The 15,705-nt window shown below is 61.5% G+C and carries 12 protein-coding genes and 1 tRNA gene; 6 read left to right on the top strand and 7 right to left on the bottom strand.

Annotated features, from left to right (window positions below; translation table 11 throughout):
* Window positions 1-136 precede the first annotated feature (136 nt).
* The 6 genes from ACTQ05_RS00570 to ACTQ05_RS00545 all read left to right on the top strand — a co-directional run bounded on the left by ACTQ05_RS00570 (window position 137) and on the right by ACTQ05_RS00545 (window position 4,430).
* Window positions 137-556 carry a hydrogenase maturation nickel metallochaperone HypA/HybF gene (locus ACTQ05_RS00570; protein WP_441537696.1) on the top strand — a complete coding sequence of 140 codons (420 nt, stop codon included), beginning with the start codon at window positions 137-139 and terminating at the stop codon, window positions 554-556.
* Window positions 557-934: 378 nt separating this feature from the next.
* Window positions 935-1,924 carry a PTS sugar transporter subunit IIB gene (locus ACTQ05_RS00565; RefSeq protein WP_154518426.1) on the top strand — a complete coding sequence of 330 codons (990 nt, stop codon included), beginning with the start codon at window positions 935-937 and terminating at the stop codon, window positions 1,922-1,924.
* An 18-nt stretch (window positions 1,925-1,942) separates the two neighbouring features.
* Window positions 1,943-2,761: a PTS mannose/fructose/sorbose transporter subunit IIC gene (locus ACTQ05_RS00560; protein WP_055285302.1), complete on the top strand. Its 819-nt coding sequence runs from the start codon at window positions 1,943-1,945 to the stop codon at window positions 2,759-2,761.
* A 16-nt stretch (window positions 2,762-2,777) separates the two neighbouring features.
* Window positions 2,778-3,698: a PTS system mannose/fructose/sorbose family transporter subunit IID gene (locus ACTQ05_RS00555; protein WP_154518429.1), complete on the top strand. Its 921-nt coding sequence runs from the start codon at window positions 2,778-2,780 to the stop codon at window positions 3,696-3,698.
* Between the two features lie 122 nt (window positions 3,699-3,820).
* Window positions 3,821-4,219, top strand: coding sequence for a DUF956 family protein (locus ACTQ05_RS00550; protein ID WP_427719318.1), 399 nt, complete (start codon window positions 3,821-3,823; stop codon window positions 4,217-4,219).
* Between the two features lie 135 nt (window positions 4,220-4,354).
* Window positions 4,355-4,430, top strand: a tRNA-Arg gene (locus ACTQ05_RS00545).
* A 170-nt stretch (window positions 4,431-4,600) separates the two neighbouring features.
* Here the strand turns inward: ACTQ05_RS00545 and pknB are convergent.
* From pknB to ACTQ05_RS00510, 7 genes are all read right to left on the bottom strand, one after another.
* Window positions 4,601-6,550 (bottom strand): Stk1 family PASTA domain-containing Ser/Thr kinase, encoded by a 1,950-nt coding sequence (gene pknB, locus ACTQ05_RS00540; protein WP_427795137.1) that lies wholly within the window; start codon window positions 6,548-6,550, stop codon window positions 4,601-4,603.
* Between the two features lie 133 nt (window positions 6,551-6,683).
* Window positions 6,684-9,554: an FtsW/RodA/SpoVE family cell cycle protein gene (locus ACTQ05_RS00535; protein WP_441041749.1), complete on the bottom strand. Its 2,871-nt coding sequence runs from the start codon at window positions 9,552-9,554 to the stop codon at window positions 6,684-6,686.
* 16 nt (window positions 9,555-9,570) lie between these two features.
* Window positions 9,571-11,508 carry a Stp1/IreP family PP2C-type Ser/Thr phosphatase gene (locus ACTQ05_RS00530; RefSeq protein WP_441063848.1) on the bottom strand — a complete coding sequence of 646 codons (1,938 nt, stop codon included), beginning with the start codon at window positions 11,506-11,508 and terminating at the stop codon, window positions 9,571-9,573.
* Entirely contained in the window at window positions 11,505-11,921 is a 417-nt protein-coding gene (locus ACTQ05_RS00525) for an FHA domain-containing protein (RefSeq protein WP_055250779.1), read from the bottom strand. Before ACTQ05_RS00525 ends, ACTQ05_RS00530 begins: the two co-directional genes overlap by 4 nt.
* Before the next feature lie 6 nt (window positions 11,922-11,927).
* Window positions 11,928-12,935 carry an FhaA domain-containing protein gene (locus tag ACTQ05_RS00520; RefSeq protein ID WP_427719325.1) on the bottom strand — a complete coding sequence of 336 codons (1,008 nt, stop codon included), beginning with the start codon at window positions 12,933-12,935 and terminating at the stop codon, window positions 11,928-11,930.
* Window positions 12,932-14,785 carry a serine/threonine-protein kinase gene (locus ACTQ05_RS00515; protein WP_441537695.1) on the bottom strand — a complete coding sequence of 618 codons (1,854 nt, stop codon included), beginning with the start codon at window positions 14,783-14,785 and terminating at the stop codon, window positions 12,932-12,934. The genes ACTQ05_RS00520 and ACTQ05_RS00515 overlap by 4 nt, the downstream gene beginning before the upstream one ends.
* Window positions 14,786-14,929: 144 nt before the next feature.
* On the bottom strand, window positions 14,930-15,655 hold the full coding sequence (locus ACTQ05_RS00510; RefSeq protein ID WP_427719328.1) for a hypothetical protein: 726 nt from the start codon (window positions 15,653-15,655) through the stop codon (window positions 14,930-14,932).
* Window positions 15,656-15,705 lie beyond the last annotated feature (50 nt).

Here is a 15,705-nt window from a genome sequence, read left to right as displayed (position 1 = left end):
CATCTTGCCCCTCAACTGCGGCGCCGCGGGCAAAAGCCCAGCGGACGCCTTGTTTCGGGGCAACCTGGGGCACCTGGATCGCCGCTCGCTGACGTTTGGCTGACATCGCATCAACCGTTGCTGAAAGGTTTCTACCTTGCATGAATTGGGAATCGTCTATCACATTATTCGCGATGTCGAGAACGTGGCGCGCGCCAATGGCGTGAGTCGCGTTTCGAGCGTCACGCTGCTGCTGGGCGAGGTCTCGGGCGTCGTTCCCGACTTGCTGCTCGACGCTTGGCGCTGGGCGGCAGATAAAAAGCCTATCACCGAGGGCGCGGAGCTTATCGTGGAGCCTGTCGAGGCCGTGACGCATTGCGAGGCGTGCGGCCGCGACTATGCGACGGTCGAGCACGGCAAGATCTGCCCCCATTGCGGTAGCGGCGAGACATACCTGCTGCAGGGCCAGGAGGTCATGATCAAGCAGATTGAGACCCCCGACGAGGACCCGGCAGACACTGTTCCCGATGACCCCTCCGACGCCGTCGACGCCGCCAACCCTCTCCACATCGCCTAGCCCCTAGTCGTTGGGGACGTTCTTGTTTGACTAGTCGTTTAAGAACGTCCCCAATGACTACTTACGTTAGTGCATAAGTCACGCTAATAGTCAAGTTATGTCTGTTTAAACAAAATAACTGCAGTACAAGCGCATTCGCGCTTGCCTAAAATCGATATTAATGACCAGCCTGCTTGTATCTGTAAAATGAATGGCTTGATAAGTGACGCCTTGGCGCGTAATCCGTCAAAAAGCAGTAACGTAATCAACTTGTAACAAACCTAGACGTTTAAACAAATTATCCAATCATTCGCATTTTTCTCTATAATTTTACAGGACGAACAGGTATACTCCTTTCATGTCGTGTAGGAAATACGTAGACAAAGAGGAGGTTATGTGATGGTAAGTATTGTTCTTGCTAGCCACGGGGACTTGGCAGCCGGAATCAAGCAGACGGGCTCGATGGTCTTTGGCGATCAGCCGTCTGTGGCCGTGGTCTCGCTCGAGCCGAGCATGGGCCCCGACGACTTCCGTGCCAAGGTCGAGGAAGCAATCGCTTCCTTCGAGGACCAGGAGCAGGTGCTCTTCCTCGTTGATCTGTGGGGCGGCACGCCGTTCAACCAGATCAGCGGTCTCATCGAGGGCCACGATTCCTGGGCTATCGTCACCGGTGTCAACCTGCCTATGCTCATCGAGGCATATTCGCAGCGCTTTGACGCAAAGAACACTGCACATGCGATCGCAAAACATCTCGTGACTGAGGCTAAGGCTGGCGTGCGCGTCAAGCCCGAGTCTCTGGAGCCCGAGGAGAAGAAGCCGGCCACGGCCGCCGCTGCTCCTGCAGGCGCCATCCCTCCGGGAACGGTCATCGGCGATGGGCACATCAAGATCGCCCACGTCCGTATCGACACCCGTCTGCTGCATGGTCAGGTGGCCACCACGTGGACCAAGCAGATCAACCCCAACCGCATCATCGTGGTTTCCGACGGCGTTGCTCACGACGAGCTCCGCAAGACCATGATCGAGCAGGCTGCCCCTCCGGGAGTCCATGCCAACGTCGTGCCCATCAAGAAGATGGCCGAGGTTGTCAAGGACACGCGCTTTGGTGACACCAAGGCCATGCTGCTCTTTGAGAACCCGCAGGATCTGCTCAAGGCTATCGAGGCCGGCGTCGACATCAAGGAAGTCAACATCGGTTCCATGGCTCACTCCAAGGGCAAAGTCGTCGTCACCAACGCCGTCGCTATGGGAGATGACGACGTTAAGACTCTCGAGGCCCTCAAGGCCAAGGGCGTCAAGTTCGAGGTCCGCAAGGTTCCTTCGGATTCCTCCGAGGATCTCGACGCCATGTTGAAGAAAGCTAAGGCCGAACTGGCCGCTCAAGCATAGTAAAGGAGGGTCCGATACATGTCTGCAATCACTATTCTGCTTGTTGCGATTGTCGCGTTGCTTGCCGGTATGGAAGGCATTCTGGATGAGTTCCAGTTCCATCAGCCGCTCGTGGCATGCACGCTTATCGGTCTCGTAACCGGTCACCTTCAGGAGGGCATCCTCCTGGGCGGTTCGCTCCAGATGATGGCCCTTGGCTGGGCTAACGTCGGCGCTGCCGTCGCGCCTGACGCCGCTCTGGCCTCGGTCGCTTCTTCGATTATCATGGTGCTCGCCCTCAACGGTGGCGCCACCGATTCGGCCAAGGCCGTTACCGCCGCCATCGCCGTCGCCGTCCCGCTGTCGGTCGCTGGTCTGTTCCTGACCATGATCTGCCGTACCCTGGCTACCGCTATCGCTCACGCCATGGACGGTTGCGCCGAGAAGGGCGACTTCTCCGGCATCGAGCGCTGGCAGTACGCCGCCATCCTCATGCAGGGCCTTCGTATCGCCATCCCGGCAGTACTTCTGTGCATCATCCCGGCCGAGGCGGTTACCAACGCGCTTAACGCTATGCCCGACTGGCTGTCCGGCGGCATGGCTGTCGGCGGCGGCATGGTCGCTTCCGTCGGTTACGCCATGGTCATCAACATGATGGCCACCAAGGAGACCTGGCCGTTCTTCATCCTCGGCTTTGTCCTTGCTGCCATCCCTCAGCTCACGCTGATCGCTCTTGGTCTCATTGGCATCTCCCTTGCCCTCATCTACCTTGGCCTCAAGGATCTGGCCAAGCAGGGTGGCGGCATGGGCGGTGGCTCCGGTGACCCGCTCGGCGACATTCTGAACGATTACGAGTAGGAGGGGAGTGATACATATGGCAGAGAACAAGATTCAGCTCACCAAGGCTGACCGCAAGAAGGTTTGCTTCCGTCATCAGTTCCTTCAGGGCTCGTGGAACTACGAGCGTATGCAGAATGGCGGCTGGTGCTTCGCAATGATCCCTGCGATCAAGAAGCTCTACACCAGCAAGGACGACCAGATTTCCGCGCTTAAGCGCCACCTGGAGTTCTATAACACCCATCCCTATGTTTCCGCCCCCGTCATTGGCGTTACCCTCGCTCTCGAGGAGGAGCGCGCCAACGGTGCACCGATCGATGACGTCGCCATTCAGGGCGTCAAGGTCGGTATGATGGGCCCGCTCGCCGGCGTCGGCGACCCCGCCTTCTGGTTCACCCTTCGCCCGATCCTGGGCGCTCTGGGCGCTTCCCTGGCCCTGTCCGGCAGCATCGCCGGTCCGCTGCTGTTCTTCTTCGCGTGGAACATCATCCGTTACGCCTTCCTGTGGTACACGCAGGAGTTTGGCTATAAGGTCGGCTCCTCCATCGCCAAGGACCTCTCCGGCGGTCTGATGGGCAAGGTCACCGAGGGTGCTTCCATCCTGGGTATGTTCATCATCGGCGCCCTGGTCGAGCGCTGGGTGTCCATCTCCTTCACCCCGGTCGTCTCCAAGGTCACGCAGTCTGCCGGCGCCTTCATTGACTGGGCTAACCTGCCTTCCGGTGCCGAGGGCATCAAGGAAGCGCTGACGATGTACAACTCCGTCGGTGCTACCGCCCTTGATCAGGTGAAGGTCACCACGCTTCAGGCTAACCTCGATCAGCTCATCCCCGGCCTTGCTGCCGTGTGCCTGACGCTGTTCGTCTGCAAGCTGCTCAAGAAGAAGGTCAGCCCGATCGTCATCATCCTGGCTCTCTTCGCCGTCGGCATCATCGGTCGCGTCTGCGGCTTCATGTAAGCACGCTTCGGCTTAAGACCGAGAGTTGCTAGGCAAGGGCTTTTGAGCCATTGAAACGGACCGCACCCGGTGGGTACACTGGATGCGGTCCGGTTTTGTTTTTATTGGAGGGCGAGGCGCGTATGGCGCAATCTCAGAACAGCACGGTCGATCTTGCAACGCCGGCGACCTGCCTGATGGGGCTTACTAGCCACGGTAACGTGATGGTGGGCAATAAGGCGTTTGAGTACTATAACGAGCGCAATCCCGAGGATTTTATTCAAATTCCGTGGGACGAGGTCGACTATATTGCCGCCGAGGTTTTGCGTGGCACCAAGAAGATCACGCGTTTTGCTATCTTTACCAAGGATAACGGCCACTTTACGTTTTCGACGCGCGACGACAAAGAGACGCTTCGTGCAGTTCGCAAGTACGTCGACGAGGATAAGCTTGTGCGTTCGCCCGACTTTATCGATGTGACGGCCAAGGGCGCCAAGAGCATCCCCTCCGTCATCAAAGGCCTTTTCCACAAAGGCAACTAGCTCCTCATAAGTTGCGGTGGAAAAGTTCCTAAATGCGGCTTTAGACGCATCAGGCAGGAACTATTCCATCGCAACTTTGAAGTCTGTTCATGGGGCGTATGGCGATGCAGTAAATCTGCTACACTAGTACAACATGCCTCCGTAGCTCAGGGGATAGAGCACCGCTCTCCTAAAGCGGGTGTCGACGGTTCGAATCCGCCCGGGGGCACCAGAGTAATATCGAGCCCGGTACCGCTGCGGTACCGGGCTCTTCTGGTTTAAAGGCATGCTGTAGTTTTCGCTGCTTCGGATAAAGAAAGCGCCCGCTTGCTGGGGGAGCAAGCGGGCGCCTGTGAGCGAATATGTTTGCGGCATCAGCCGCTGTGGGCAATGTCTCGATGACTAGTTGGTCGTGCCGGAATCGTCGCCTGAATCGGTGCCAGAGCCAGAAATCGAAACCGTCAGCGTGATCGTGCTGTCGGTGGACTGCTTGCCAGTGGGGGAGACGCCCGTCACGGTGGCGTTTTCGTTACCACTCACGGGGTTGCCGTTCTGATCGCAGAATGCGATGTTGTAGAATCCGGCGTTGTTGAGCGCGGTGACGGCGGAGGAGATACTCTTGCCGTACAGGTTGCCCGGAACGTTTGCCTTGCCGGACTTCTTGGCGATGACGACGGTAATCGTGGCGCCGGGCTTTTGCTTACCGCTGGGGTTCCAGCTAATGACGGTGCCCTCGGTGACGGAATCGTTCTCCTGGTAGGTCACATCGACGCCGAAGCCGGCCATATCGAGGGCGTTGCGTGCCTGAGCCTCGGTCATGTCGGTCAGATCGGGAACGGAGGTGGTGTCGGGTCCACTCGAGACTTTGTACGAAATGGTCGTGCCCTTCTCGACTTCCTTGCCCGCATCGGTGCCCTGTTCAAAGACTTCGCCCTTTTCGGCCTCGTTGGCTTCCTCGGTGGCATTGCCCTTAAGGCCGACGCTTGCCAGCGCCGCCTCTGCCTGGTCCTTGGTCAGACCAACGAGCTGCGGGACATCAACCTTCTCGGAGGGCTTGGGACCCTTGGAGATTACCAGATTCACCTTGGTGCCCTTGGGCTTCTTGGTGTGACCGTTAGGAGTCTGCTCGACAACCTTTCCCTCGTCGACGTCGTCGTTGTAGCTCTGGTCAATGGTTCCGACGTCAAGGCCGGCATCCTTAATCAGTTCGACGGCGGTCTCCTGGTCCTTACCCAACACATCGGGAACCGGGACCTGCTCGCCGCCAAAGAGTCCGGTGGCAAAGGCCACGATGACGCCGATTACGGCTACCGCAGCAACTACGGCGGCGATGATCTTGTTCTTGTTGGATTTGGGCTGCTCGGTGGCGTAAGAGCCGGTTGAACCCGAGACGGAGCTGCGAGCGTTATTTTGTCCGCTCACGCCCGAGACGGGGCGTACCATGGCGCGCGTCTGGTCGGATAGCTCTCGGGTCTTGGTGGCACCCAGGTCGCCAACGGCGCCGATAACGCGCGTAGGCTCCGGCACGTTGACGGCGCGACCAGACAGGTAGCTGTTGAGCACCTGACGCAGCTCGTCGGCCGTCTGGAAACGGTTAGCCGGATCTTTTTCCATGCACTTGAGGATAATGCGCTCAAGATCGGCATCGACACCGGAGTTGATCTGGCTCGGCGGCACGGGCAGCTCGTTGACCTGCTTGAGTGCGACCGAGATGGCATCGTCGCCGTCGAAAGGCACGCGGCCGGTGGCGCACTCGTACATCACGACGCCCAGCGAGTAAATGTCCGAGGTGGGGCCTAGATCCTGCCCGCGGGTCTGCTCGGGGCTTACGTAGTGGGCGGTGCCCAAAACGTTGTTGTCCTGCGTAAGGTGGCTGTTCTTGGCGCGCGCGATGCCAAAGTCCATGACCTTGATGTTGCCGTCGGGCAGCACCATGATGTTCTGCGGCTTAATATCGCGGTGGATGATCTCGTGCTTGTGGGCGACCGAAAGTGCGGAGCTGATCTGCGAGCCGATCTGAGCGACCTTTTTGGGATCAAGGGCGCCGTGGCTCTTGATGCCGCTCTTAAGGTCGGTGCCGCGCAGGTATTCCATGACGATGTAATAGGTGTCGCCGTCCTTGCCCCAATCGTAGACGCCGACGATATAGGGGGAGGAGAGGCCGGCGGCTGCCTGGGCCTCCTGCTTAAAGCGTGCAGCAAAGGTGGCGTCGCCGGCATATTGCGGCAGCATGATTTTGATAGCTACCGTGCGGTCGAGGACCTGGTCCTGTGCACGGTAGACGGTCGCCATGCCGCCTGTCCCTACCTTATCCTTGAGGAGGTATCTTCCCCCGAGGACCCTCTGTTCCATTCCTGCTCCTAACATGACTATTCGCTCAACGATGTGTGTAGTACCAAATTTGAGGCCGCTGGGGCCGTGTGGCGCATTGCCGCTAGTGTTATCGGCCGCGGCACGCCCCATGCTTGCGCATCAATCACGGGCATCACGCTCCCTGGGCGGCAAGCGCCGCGGTCAGGACGATGCCGGCGATCTTTGCCGCCTCGACGTCGTGCTTGTCGTAATCCTCCAAGGCTACCGAGATGGCGACCGTGGGTGAATCGTAAGGCGCAAAACCGACGAACATCGAGTTGACCTTGGTGCCGACGATCTCGGCAGAGCCGGTCTTGCCGGCAACCTTGACGCCCGGAATCTGGGCATCGGTGCCGGTGCCGGATTGAACGACGTCGAGCATGGCCTGTTTGACCTGTTCGGCCGTGGTGGCGCTGACGGCCTGGCCCAGTGAGCGGGACTGCGTGGTCTTGACCACGGTTCCGTCTGGGGCGAGCACCTGGGCAACGAAGAACGGGTCCATGACGACGCCGCTGTTGGCGATGGCCGCCGCGATAACGGCGTTCTGCATGACGGTGGTCTGCGGACCCGGCGTGTGGTCCATGCCGACGGGCTGGCCGGCGCCGGCCCAGGCGAGCTCCCATTCCGTCATCACCGACGGGTCGGGCATGATGGAGGGCGTGGTGGAGAAGTCTTGGCCGAGCGACTGGCCAAACCCAAAGGCGTTCGCCTGGTTGACGAGCGTCTCGGCGCCGAGGTCGCGGGCCAGCTGGCCGTAGGCGACGTTGGACGACACGGCAAACGCGCGGCGGAGCGAGATGGTGCCGTAGCCGATGTCGTCGGCATTGGTGACGGCAGCGCCGCCGATCTCCATCTCGGCCGGAGCGCTATAGGTGGTGTCGAGCGTCGCTGCACCGGACTCGAGCGCCGCCGAAAGCGTGACGACCTTAAACGTGGAGCCCGGAGTATAGAGGGCGTCCATGGCGCGGTCGTACATAGAACCGTCCTCACCGCCACCCGATTGCAGCAGGGCGTCGATGTTGGTGTTGTCGTAGGTGGGCGAGCTGGCACATGCGAGCACCGCGCCAGTGCGCGGGTCCATGACCACAACGGCGCCCTTAAAGCCCTTGAGAGCCTGTTCGGCAGCCGTCTGGATGCGGGAGTCGATGGTGAGTTTGGCGGTGTTGCCCGGCTGGTTTTGGCCCGCGAGCGACGCGATGGCGTTGTTCCAGCTGGAGTAATCCTTGGAACCGGTGAGCGTGTCGTTCATCACGCTCTCGATACCGGCGGTGCCGTACTGCTGGCTCACATAGCCAACCACATGGGCGGCCAGGTTGCCGTTAGGGTAGGAGCGTACGTAGGTGCCGTCCTCCTGTTGCAGCGATTCGGCCAGCGTCACGCCGTCGGACGTGATGATGGAGCCGCGCTGGATGTACTTGGAACGGGCGATGGTGTGATTGTTGGTCGGCATATCCTGGTAATCCTTGGCCTTGATGACCTGGACATAGGTGAGGTTGCCGATGAGGATGGCGAACAGGGCCGTAAAGGCAAATACCGCGCGGGTTAGGCGGTTAGCGAGCGCCACGCGGCCGAGCACGCCAGATTCGGGCGTATCGAGCAGGCGACGACGCATGCGCGAGCCGGTGGAGTGGCTGCCACGGCCGTAGGAAGACGAAGAAGCGAAGCGCGTGCCGGCATGCGCCGCGGCAGAAGCGACCTGGTCGTCAGTGATGGCGGCCATGGTGCCGGTGCCGGTGAGCTCGGCCTCGCGACCGGTGGCCTCATCGCCGGCGCGCAGCAAAAGCGCGACAATGATAAAGCTCGCCAGCAGCGAGGAGCCGCCCTGGCTCATAAAGGGCAGGGTGACGCCGGTCAGCGGAATCAGGCGGGTAACGCCGCCAACGATCAAGAAGGCCTGGAAGCTAATGGCGGCCGTGAGGCCCGTGGCGCTAAATGCGGCAAGGTCAGACTTAGCGCGGGCGGCCGTGGTCAGGCCTCGCACGGCAAAGAGCATAAACAGGACGAGTACGGCGCCGCCGCCCAAAAGGCCCATTTCCTCGCCGATGGCCGAGAAAATGAAGTCGGACTCGACGACGGGGATGTTATTGGCCATGCCATTACCGATGCCAACGCCGATAAGACCGCCGTCAGCCAACGAGAAAAGGGATTGCACAATCTGGTAGCCCTGGCCCTGGGCATCCTTAAAGGGGTCGGCCCAGATCTGGAAACGTACCTGGACATGCGACAGGAACTTGTAGGCGCCCACGGCACCCACTGCCAAAAGCGCAAGGCCGATGACGACATACGAGAAACGTCCCGTGGCGACGTAGAGCATCAGCAAGAAGATGGTGTAGAACAGCACGGCGGAGCCCAAGTCGCGCTCGAAGACAACGACCAGAAGGCATACACCCCACACAGCGAACAGCGGTAGCAGCAGGCGCAGGCGCGGGACCTTGAGGCCCAAGATCTTGCGATTGGAGATGGAGAGTAGCTCGCGGTTCTCGGCTAGGTATCCGGCCAAGAACAATACGATAAAAATCTTGGCGAACTCGCCGGGCTGGATGGTGAAGCCGGCGATGCGAATCCACAGCTTGGAGCCCGAGATGGTGGTGCCGATAAAGATGGGCAGCATCAGCAAGATGATGCCGATGATGCCAAAGGTGTACTTGTAGCGCATGACCACATCGAGATTCTTGATCATCGCGAGCGTGCCCACCATCAGTGCCACCGAGACAAACAGAATGACGAGCTGCGAGATGGCGAGGGCGGGTGCCAGACGCGTTACGAACGTGATGCCGATACCCGAAAGCACAAAGACGATGGGCAGGATGGCCGGATCGGCACCGGGCGCCAGGATGCGCACGGCGATATGCGCCGCGGCGAAGGCGGCAAAAAGACCGATCGGCACGGCGAGCGTTTCAAACGAGATGGAAGCGCCTGCGGTGAGCACGTACATCGCATACAGCAGGATGACGGGGAACGCCGAGGCGATGAGCAAGAGCATTTCGGTGTTGCGGCGACTCATAAGCGGCACTCCCTTTCTAATTCTTATCGGAGGCTTCGGCCTCGGCGGACTGTTCGGCGGTTTTTTCGGAATTCGATTTGGAAGTCGATTCCTGGTCGGTGTTGTCGCGAATCGTTTGCGCGTCGATCACCTGGCGGGTCTGTTCCTCATCGATCTGATGACGGTACTTGGAGATAGTGTCCTGCGCGTCGTCGACACTCGTTTGCGGAATGCCTGCTTTCAGACGATTCTGCGTGTCTTCGGGTAGGTCGGATAGCTTGATGGCGGTCGTGCTCTCGAGCCAGTGCAGCTTAAGGCCGAGCGGCTTGCCGGGAATGCCCCGGTAGACCGCGACGGTGTCCTTGTAGGTGCCCAGGTAATACGAGCCGGTGACGCCCGCGTAGGCCCAGATGGTTGCCGCCAGCACAAAAGCGATGCCCAGGATGGCGGCAATGGTGACGTTGCGGCGGCGAACACGCTTTGCCTCGCGCATGACGCCGTCGTCGACCAGGTCCACAACGACTACCGTCACGTTGTCGTGGCCGCCGGCAGCGAGCGCGGCGTCCACCAGGTTGTCGACGCAAATCTGCGCCGTAGACGATTGCGTGGCGATGTTTTCGATTTCGCTATCGGGAATCATGCTCGAAAGGCCGTCCGAGCACAGGATCAGGCGGTCGCCCTCTTCGATGTGCAGGGTAAAGTGGTCGGCATACATGGCGGGGTCCGAACCCAGCGCACGCGTGATAACCGAGCGGTTGGGATGGACGCGCGCCTCGTCGGCCGTAATTTCGCCAGCGTCCACGAGCTCCTCCACATAGGAGTGGTCGCGGGTCACGCGGATGAGCGTGCCCTCGTGGAGCAGGTAGGCGCGCGAGTCGCCCACGTGGGCGATGGCGAGCATGTCGTTTTCGATATAGGCGCAGGTTGCCGTGCAGCCCATACCGGGCTTGCCCAGGCCGTTGAGTGCGGCCTCGATGACGGCGGCGTTGGCAGCTTCGACGGCTGCGGCTAGGCGCGCGGCGTCGGCAGCCTGTGGCGCCGTCTTGGCGATGGTCTCGACCGCGATGGAGGAGGCTACCTCGCCGGCGGCGTGACCACCCATGCCGTCGCACACGCAAAAGAGCGGCGACTGTACCAGGTAGGAGTCCTCGTTGTGCGGACGCACGCAGCCAACATCGGAGCGGGCGCCCCACATGAGTTGCGTGGTGGTGCCGGCATCGTAGGTCGAATCGGTCTCGATGCGCTCGTCGGCCAGCGGCTCAAAACTCATGGTCGAACCAGGGTCCTTGAGCTTGGCCTCCACGGCGGCGACATCAATCTCAGCCGTGTCGCCGGGCGAGACGGCGTTGGCCTCGTTGCTCGGATCGTCGACTTTAGACGTGGCGGGCACTTCGGTTGTGTTGTCGGCAGGCTCTTCGTCTTGCGGGGCGACGGCTGCGGGCTCGGGTGCCGCGAAGTGCGCGGGCGCGGGCGTGCTGTGGGGCTGAGAGGCGTCCTCCGTCGCTGTGACGGGCATCTCTTCGGCCGTAGGCTGCACGGCCTCGGGCGCCGATGCGGCCGCGGGGGAGGATGCCGCCGCGGGTGCCGGTGTAGATGCGGGCTCGGGCGCTGCGGTGGGTGCTGGAACTACGGGAAACACCGGTGCCGTGGGCTCGGGGGCCAAAAACACCGCGGCGCTCTCATCGATTGCCGCGGCGACAGACTCGGCAAAGTGGGCCGGCGCAGGTGTAGTTTCCGGTGCCGAAGGTTGATCGGCAACGGCGTGCGCGCCGATGGGGGCATCGGTGGAATTATCTTCATCCTGGCCATCGATGGGCATTGGATGGTCTTGCGTTACATGCGAAAGAGGCAGGGAGAACACGGTGTCCTCGGGCTCAACGGGCGCAGGGCCCGCCGGGGCGGCATGAGCCGGCACGGCCGCGGGGGCAGCCAGCGCCTCGGACATGGTTGTGGACTTGTTCTCCTCGTCGATCATCGACGGTTCACCTTCATGACCACGTCGCCAATCTGGACTTCGTCGCCCTCGCGCAGCGTTGCGGGCTCCACCAGCTGGCGGCCGTTAACAAGGGTGCCGTTGAGCGAGTTGAGGTCCTCGATAATAAGTGCCGGGCCCTGCAGCGAAAAACGCGCATGCGAGGCAGAGACAAACGGCTCGTTGATGCAGATGTCAGATGACGGCGAACGACCGACGATGACGGGGCCAAGCATATCCACGTGAATACCGCGGATGCCGCGCGGGCCCTTGTCCACATCGATCGTCCAGATGGCAGAGTCTCGGCGCTGGCCGCGCACGAGCCCCACGCCGGTCTTCATGACGGCGAACAAGAAGATATAAAGCAGGACGACCAGTACGATGCGGCCTGCAAAAAGGACGATATCGATGTTCATAAGCGATTAACCCCTAAATTCAAAGGTGCTCAGGCCAAACGTTAGCAGATCGCCGTTGCGCAGCGGGCAGCGCGTGATGCGGCGGTTGTTGACGAGCGTGCCGTTGGTGGAGTTGAGGTCCTCGATCGACCAGTCAGAGCCGGTAAAGGTGAGTTGGGCATGACGGCGCGACACGTTGGGATCGCGCAGGGCGATGTCGGATACCGAGCGCTCACGACCGATGGTCACCTGCGCGGAGGTGATGTTGTGGCTCTCGCCGCTCACGACGTCGACGAGTTGGGCGAGCGGACGCTGCGGGGCGCGGGGGCTTGCCATGTTGGAGGCGATGCTGGTCGCAGCGCCAAGGCCCACGGCGGCGCCAGTGGCAGCCGCTCCGCCCATACCGGCAAGTGCGTCGCGCGAGACGGTTTGCGGCACAGGGATGGGGGCTGCGGGATCGGGGACATTGGGTGCAAAGGGGTCGGCCACAGCGAGCGGGTCGGGAGTGGCAGCGCGGGGTGTCGGCTGCTGCTGGGGCATGGCGGCCGGGTGTTGCTGCGGCGATGCAAACTGCTGCTGACCGGCGCGGGGGGCGCTTGCGGCACGGCTTGTGGCCGAGCTGTTCTGTCCCAGGCCATTTTGATAGGCGCGCTCTTCCTCGTACAGACGGCCGAGTGTGGGAGCGTCGACGTTCTCGGCAAAGACCGAGAACTTGCCGGCGCGCAGCTGAGGGTCGATCATAAAGCGAACAAGGGGCTCGCCGACAAAGACGTAGCGGCGTTTTTCGGCCTGCGCCTTCACAAACTCGCGCACCTCGCGCGAAAGCTCGGGATAGAACGGGGCAAGCATGGGATCGTCATCGGTGGCGATCAGGATGGTATAGAGCGCCGGCGCGGTGTTGACGCCGTTGATCACCAGAGTTTGATCCTCCATGTCGCGAGCAGCCTGCTTGGCAAGCTTCTTAAAGGAGAACGGGGCACGGGTGGCACCGAAGATGCCGGCCACGTGGTCCTCGAAGATGTTCAGGAAGTTCACGAAAGATCACTCTCCGTATAGGTTCTTTGGTATCCGAGCAAATACAGGCATATCCCAACGATTATAGAGGATAGGATTCCCGCAACCGCCGCCTTGGCGACGACCGTGCCCGCAAGGCTGGCAATTTCCATATGGTGTGCAAGACAAAACGATACGGCCGAGCCGATACCGGCGACGGCAATTGCGACGATGGCGGCGAGGTTTGACCCCTGCTCGGCGCGCTTGGCATGGGCATTGAGCAGCAGCGACGTTGCCGCGGCTGCTGCTGCAATCAGTGCGAAGGCGGCCCAGAGGAACGCGTCGCCCAGCGCTGCGGCGACATTGCCAAGCCCCAGCACGCCTCCCGTAGGGAGGGCAGCTGCGGCCAGGCGGGCAAAAAGCGCGCCTATACCCGTGGCGGCAGCGGCGCTTGCCGGGCCGAGCCAAAACGCCGCGAAGCCCGCGGCGGCCCCGGCGGCAAGGATGGCGTCGCCGGTTAGACAACCTAGCGCAAGCGTGCAGGTGAGTGCCGCGCTCGCGGCCGCTTCGGTGCGTCCCCAGGCAATCCACCATCCGGACATGGCGGCGGCAAAAATGACCGCGACCGGCAGCATCGACAGGATGCCCTGCGCCTGCATGGTGGCGTTGGCCATGAGCACCAAAAAGCCTACGGCCGAGATAGCCGAGCCGATCTGCGGTGCCAAGCCTGCCGCCGCGCCAATAGCGATGGCCGCGGCGACCAGCCCGGGAAGCGCCGCGACGCCCGCTGTCTGCATAAACAAAAAGCTGAAGGTTGCACACGTTAGCGCCGAGATGCCGCGCATGGTGTAATCGCGCGCGCAGCTCCAGCGCGTGCCCGCCCAACCGAGCGCGGGGTCGACTTCGATGGCGTTATCCTCGTAAGGCAGCGACTCCATATCGTCTGCCGCGTGCTCGTCGTCCGATAGCTCGCTTACCATCTGCTCCAAGCTGCGACGGCCTTCGCGCACGCTCCCCAAGCCGGCAAGGAGTTGGTCGCAGAATGCCTCGATGCTATCGGGGCGGTCTTGCGGCATAGGGGAGAGGGCGCTCATGAGCGCTGCCTCGGCTCCCGGGGGAAAGTGCGGGATCAGCTCGCTGGGGTAGGTGGCGCCGCCGATGATGCGGTCGAGCGAGTCGGCAGGCGTTGCCGCCATAAAGGGGGCGCTGCCGCACAGGCCCTCGTAGATCACGCAGGCAAGGGCAAAGACATCGGCGCGCTCGTCGACCGTGCCGGTCTCGATATCGAGTTGTTCGGGCGGCATGTAGCCGATGGTGCCGCCGCGCGATCCGCCAAAGCCGCCGGCAGATGACAGCCGCGCCATGCCAAAGTCGGTGAGCTTTACATTGCCCGAGTGGTCAATGAGCACATTGGCGGGCTTTATGTCCAGATGAAGCACGCCGTTTGCATGGGCAAAGGTGAGCGCCTGACCCAACGCGTCGGCAATGGTCGCTGCCTCGTCAAAGGTGAGCGAGTGGCCGTCCACGCGATGCAAAAACTCGGCCAGCGACATGCCGTCGACATACTCCATGACCAGGTAGGCATAGGCGGTGTCATGCGTAAAGTCGATAACCTGCACGATATTGGGATGTTGAAGCATGGCGGCGGTATGCGCCTCGCGCAGTACATCCATGATGTCGCTGGCGGGCATGCCGGAGCCGTTGATAAGAGGGATGCGCTTAATGGCCACGCGACGACGCAGGTGCGTGTCGCGGCAAATCTCGATGGAGCCAAAACCGCCGGTCGCAAGCGTCTCGAGCGGCTGGTACCGCTTGAGCAGCTCGCGAGAGCTGGTGCCCTCCAAAGGGACGTCCGGCGAGAACCGGGCGGTATGTTGCGAGAAAAGCGGCATGGCCAACCCTCGTGCGTTTAAAGTTCGTTTGCGAGCGGCGGGCGCGGGGCCGAGCCATTCGCGGTGGCATAGATGCTGCTAGTGTAGCACGCTCTGGTGCATGGGGAGGATAGCGGGATGCGAGGCTGCCTGTCTGACTTGGCCTTAGCGCTTCTTCTTGCCCTTCTTCTGCTTGCACTGCTTGCCCTTGTTGTCCTGGGGCTTGTCTGCCTTGTCTCCCTGCTTGGCCTCGGCTGCAGCCTTCTCGGCCTTCATTTTCTTCTTCTTGGTTTCGATGCGGAGCTTTTTGTTGATGCGCGCCTTAAGGAAGGAGCCAAACTGCTCGGCGTCGCCGCGAACAAAGGTGTCCTTGGGGATCGTCACGCCCTGGTCTGCGAACATGGCAACAAAGATGCGCTCGCCGTCGAGTACATGGTCGAGCTTCTCAAACGGGAAGAACTGCGACTTGCCGCTCTTGCCCCAAACCATCAAGCCGTCCTCGTTGGCGGCGACGCGGCGATAGCGGCCACCCATGGACTTGTCGGCCTCGACGGCGTCGATAAAGTCGCGGGCGAGCGTGTGGTGCAGGTTTTTGCTCCACCAGGCCAAAAAGGCGCCGAACACGATCAGGACGACGCCAAACTTGATCCAGTTGCCGCCGGCCACCAACATGCCGATGCCGAGCAGCGCGGCAATTGCCGCGGCGACATACAGCGAGCCGCGACGCCTGGGCGAGGCGACCAAGCGGGCGAAGTCGGTGACGAGGTCGTTTTCGTACTGATACTCGTTGAGGTACAGGATGCCGTCGTCGGCTGCTGCCTGTTTCTCGAGCGCGACCTCGACCTGGTCGGCTGCTTCGGAGGGAACGAGGTTGCTCTCTGCGTCTGCCATGCTCTTTGGACTCCTATCGCGGCGGGCTCGCCGTACGGGTTATTATGAGT

It is taken from the genome of Collinsella sp. LCP21S3_A9 (assembly GCF_052118785.1).
Lineage (GTDB): Bacteria > Actinomycetota > Coriobacteriia > Coriobacteriales > Coriobacteriaceae > Collinsella.
The sequence above is the reverse complement of the archived record's forward strand: the minus strand, read 5'-3'. Positions and strand labels throughout refer to the sequence as shown.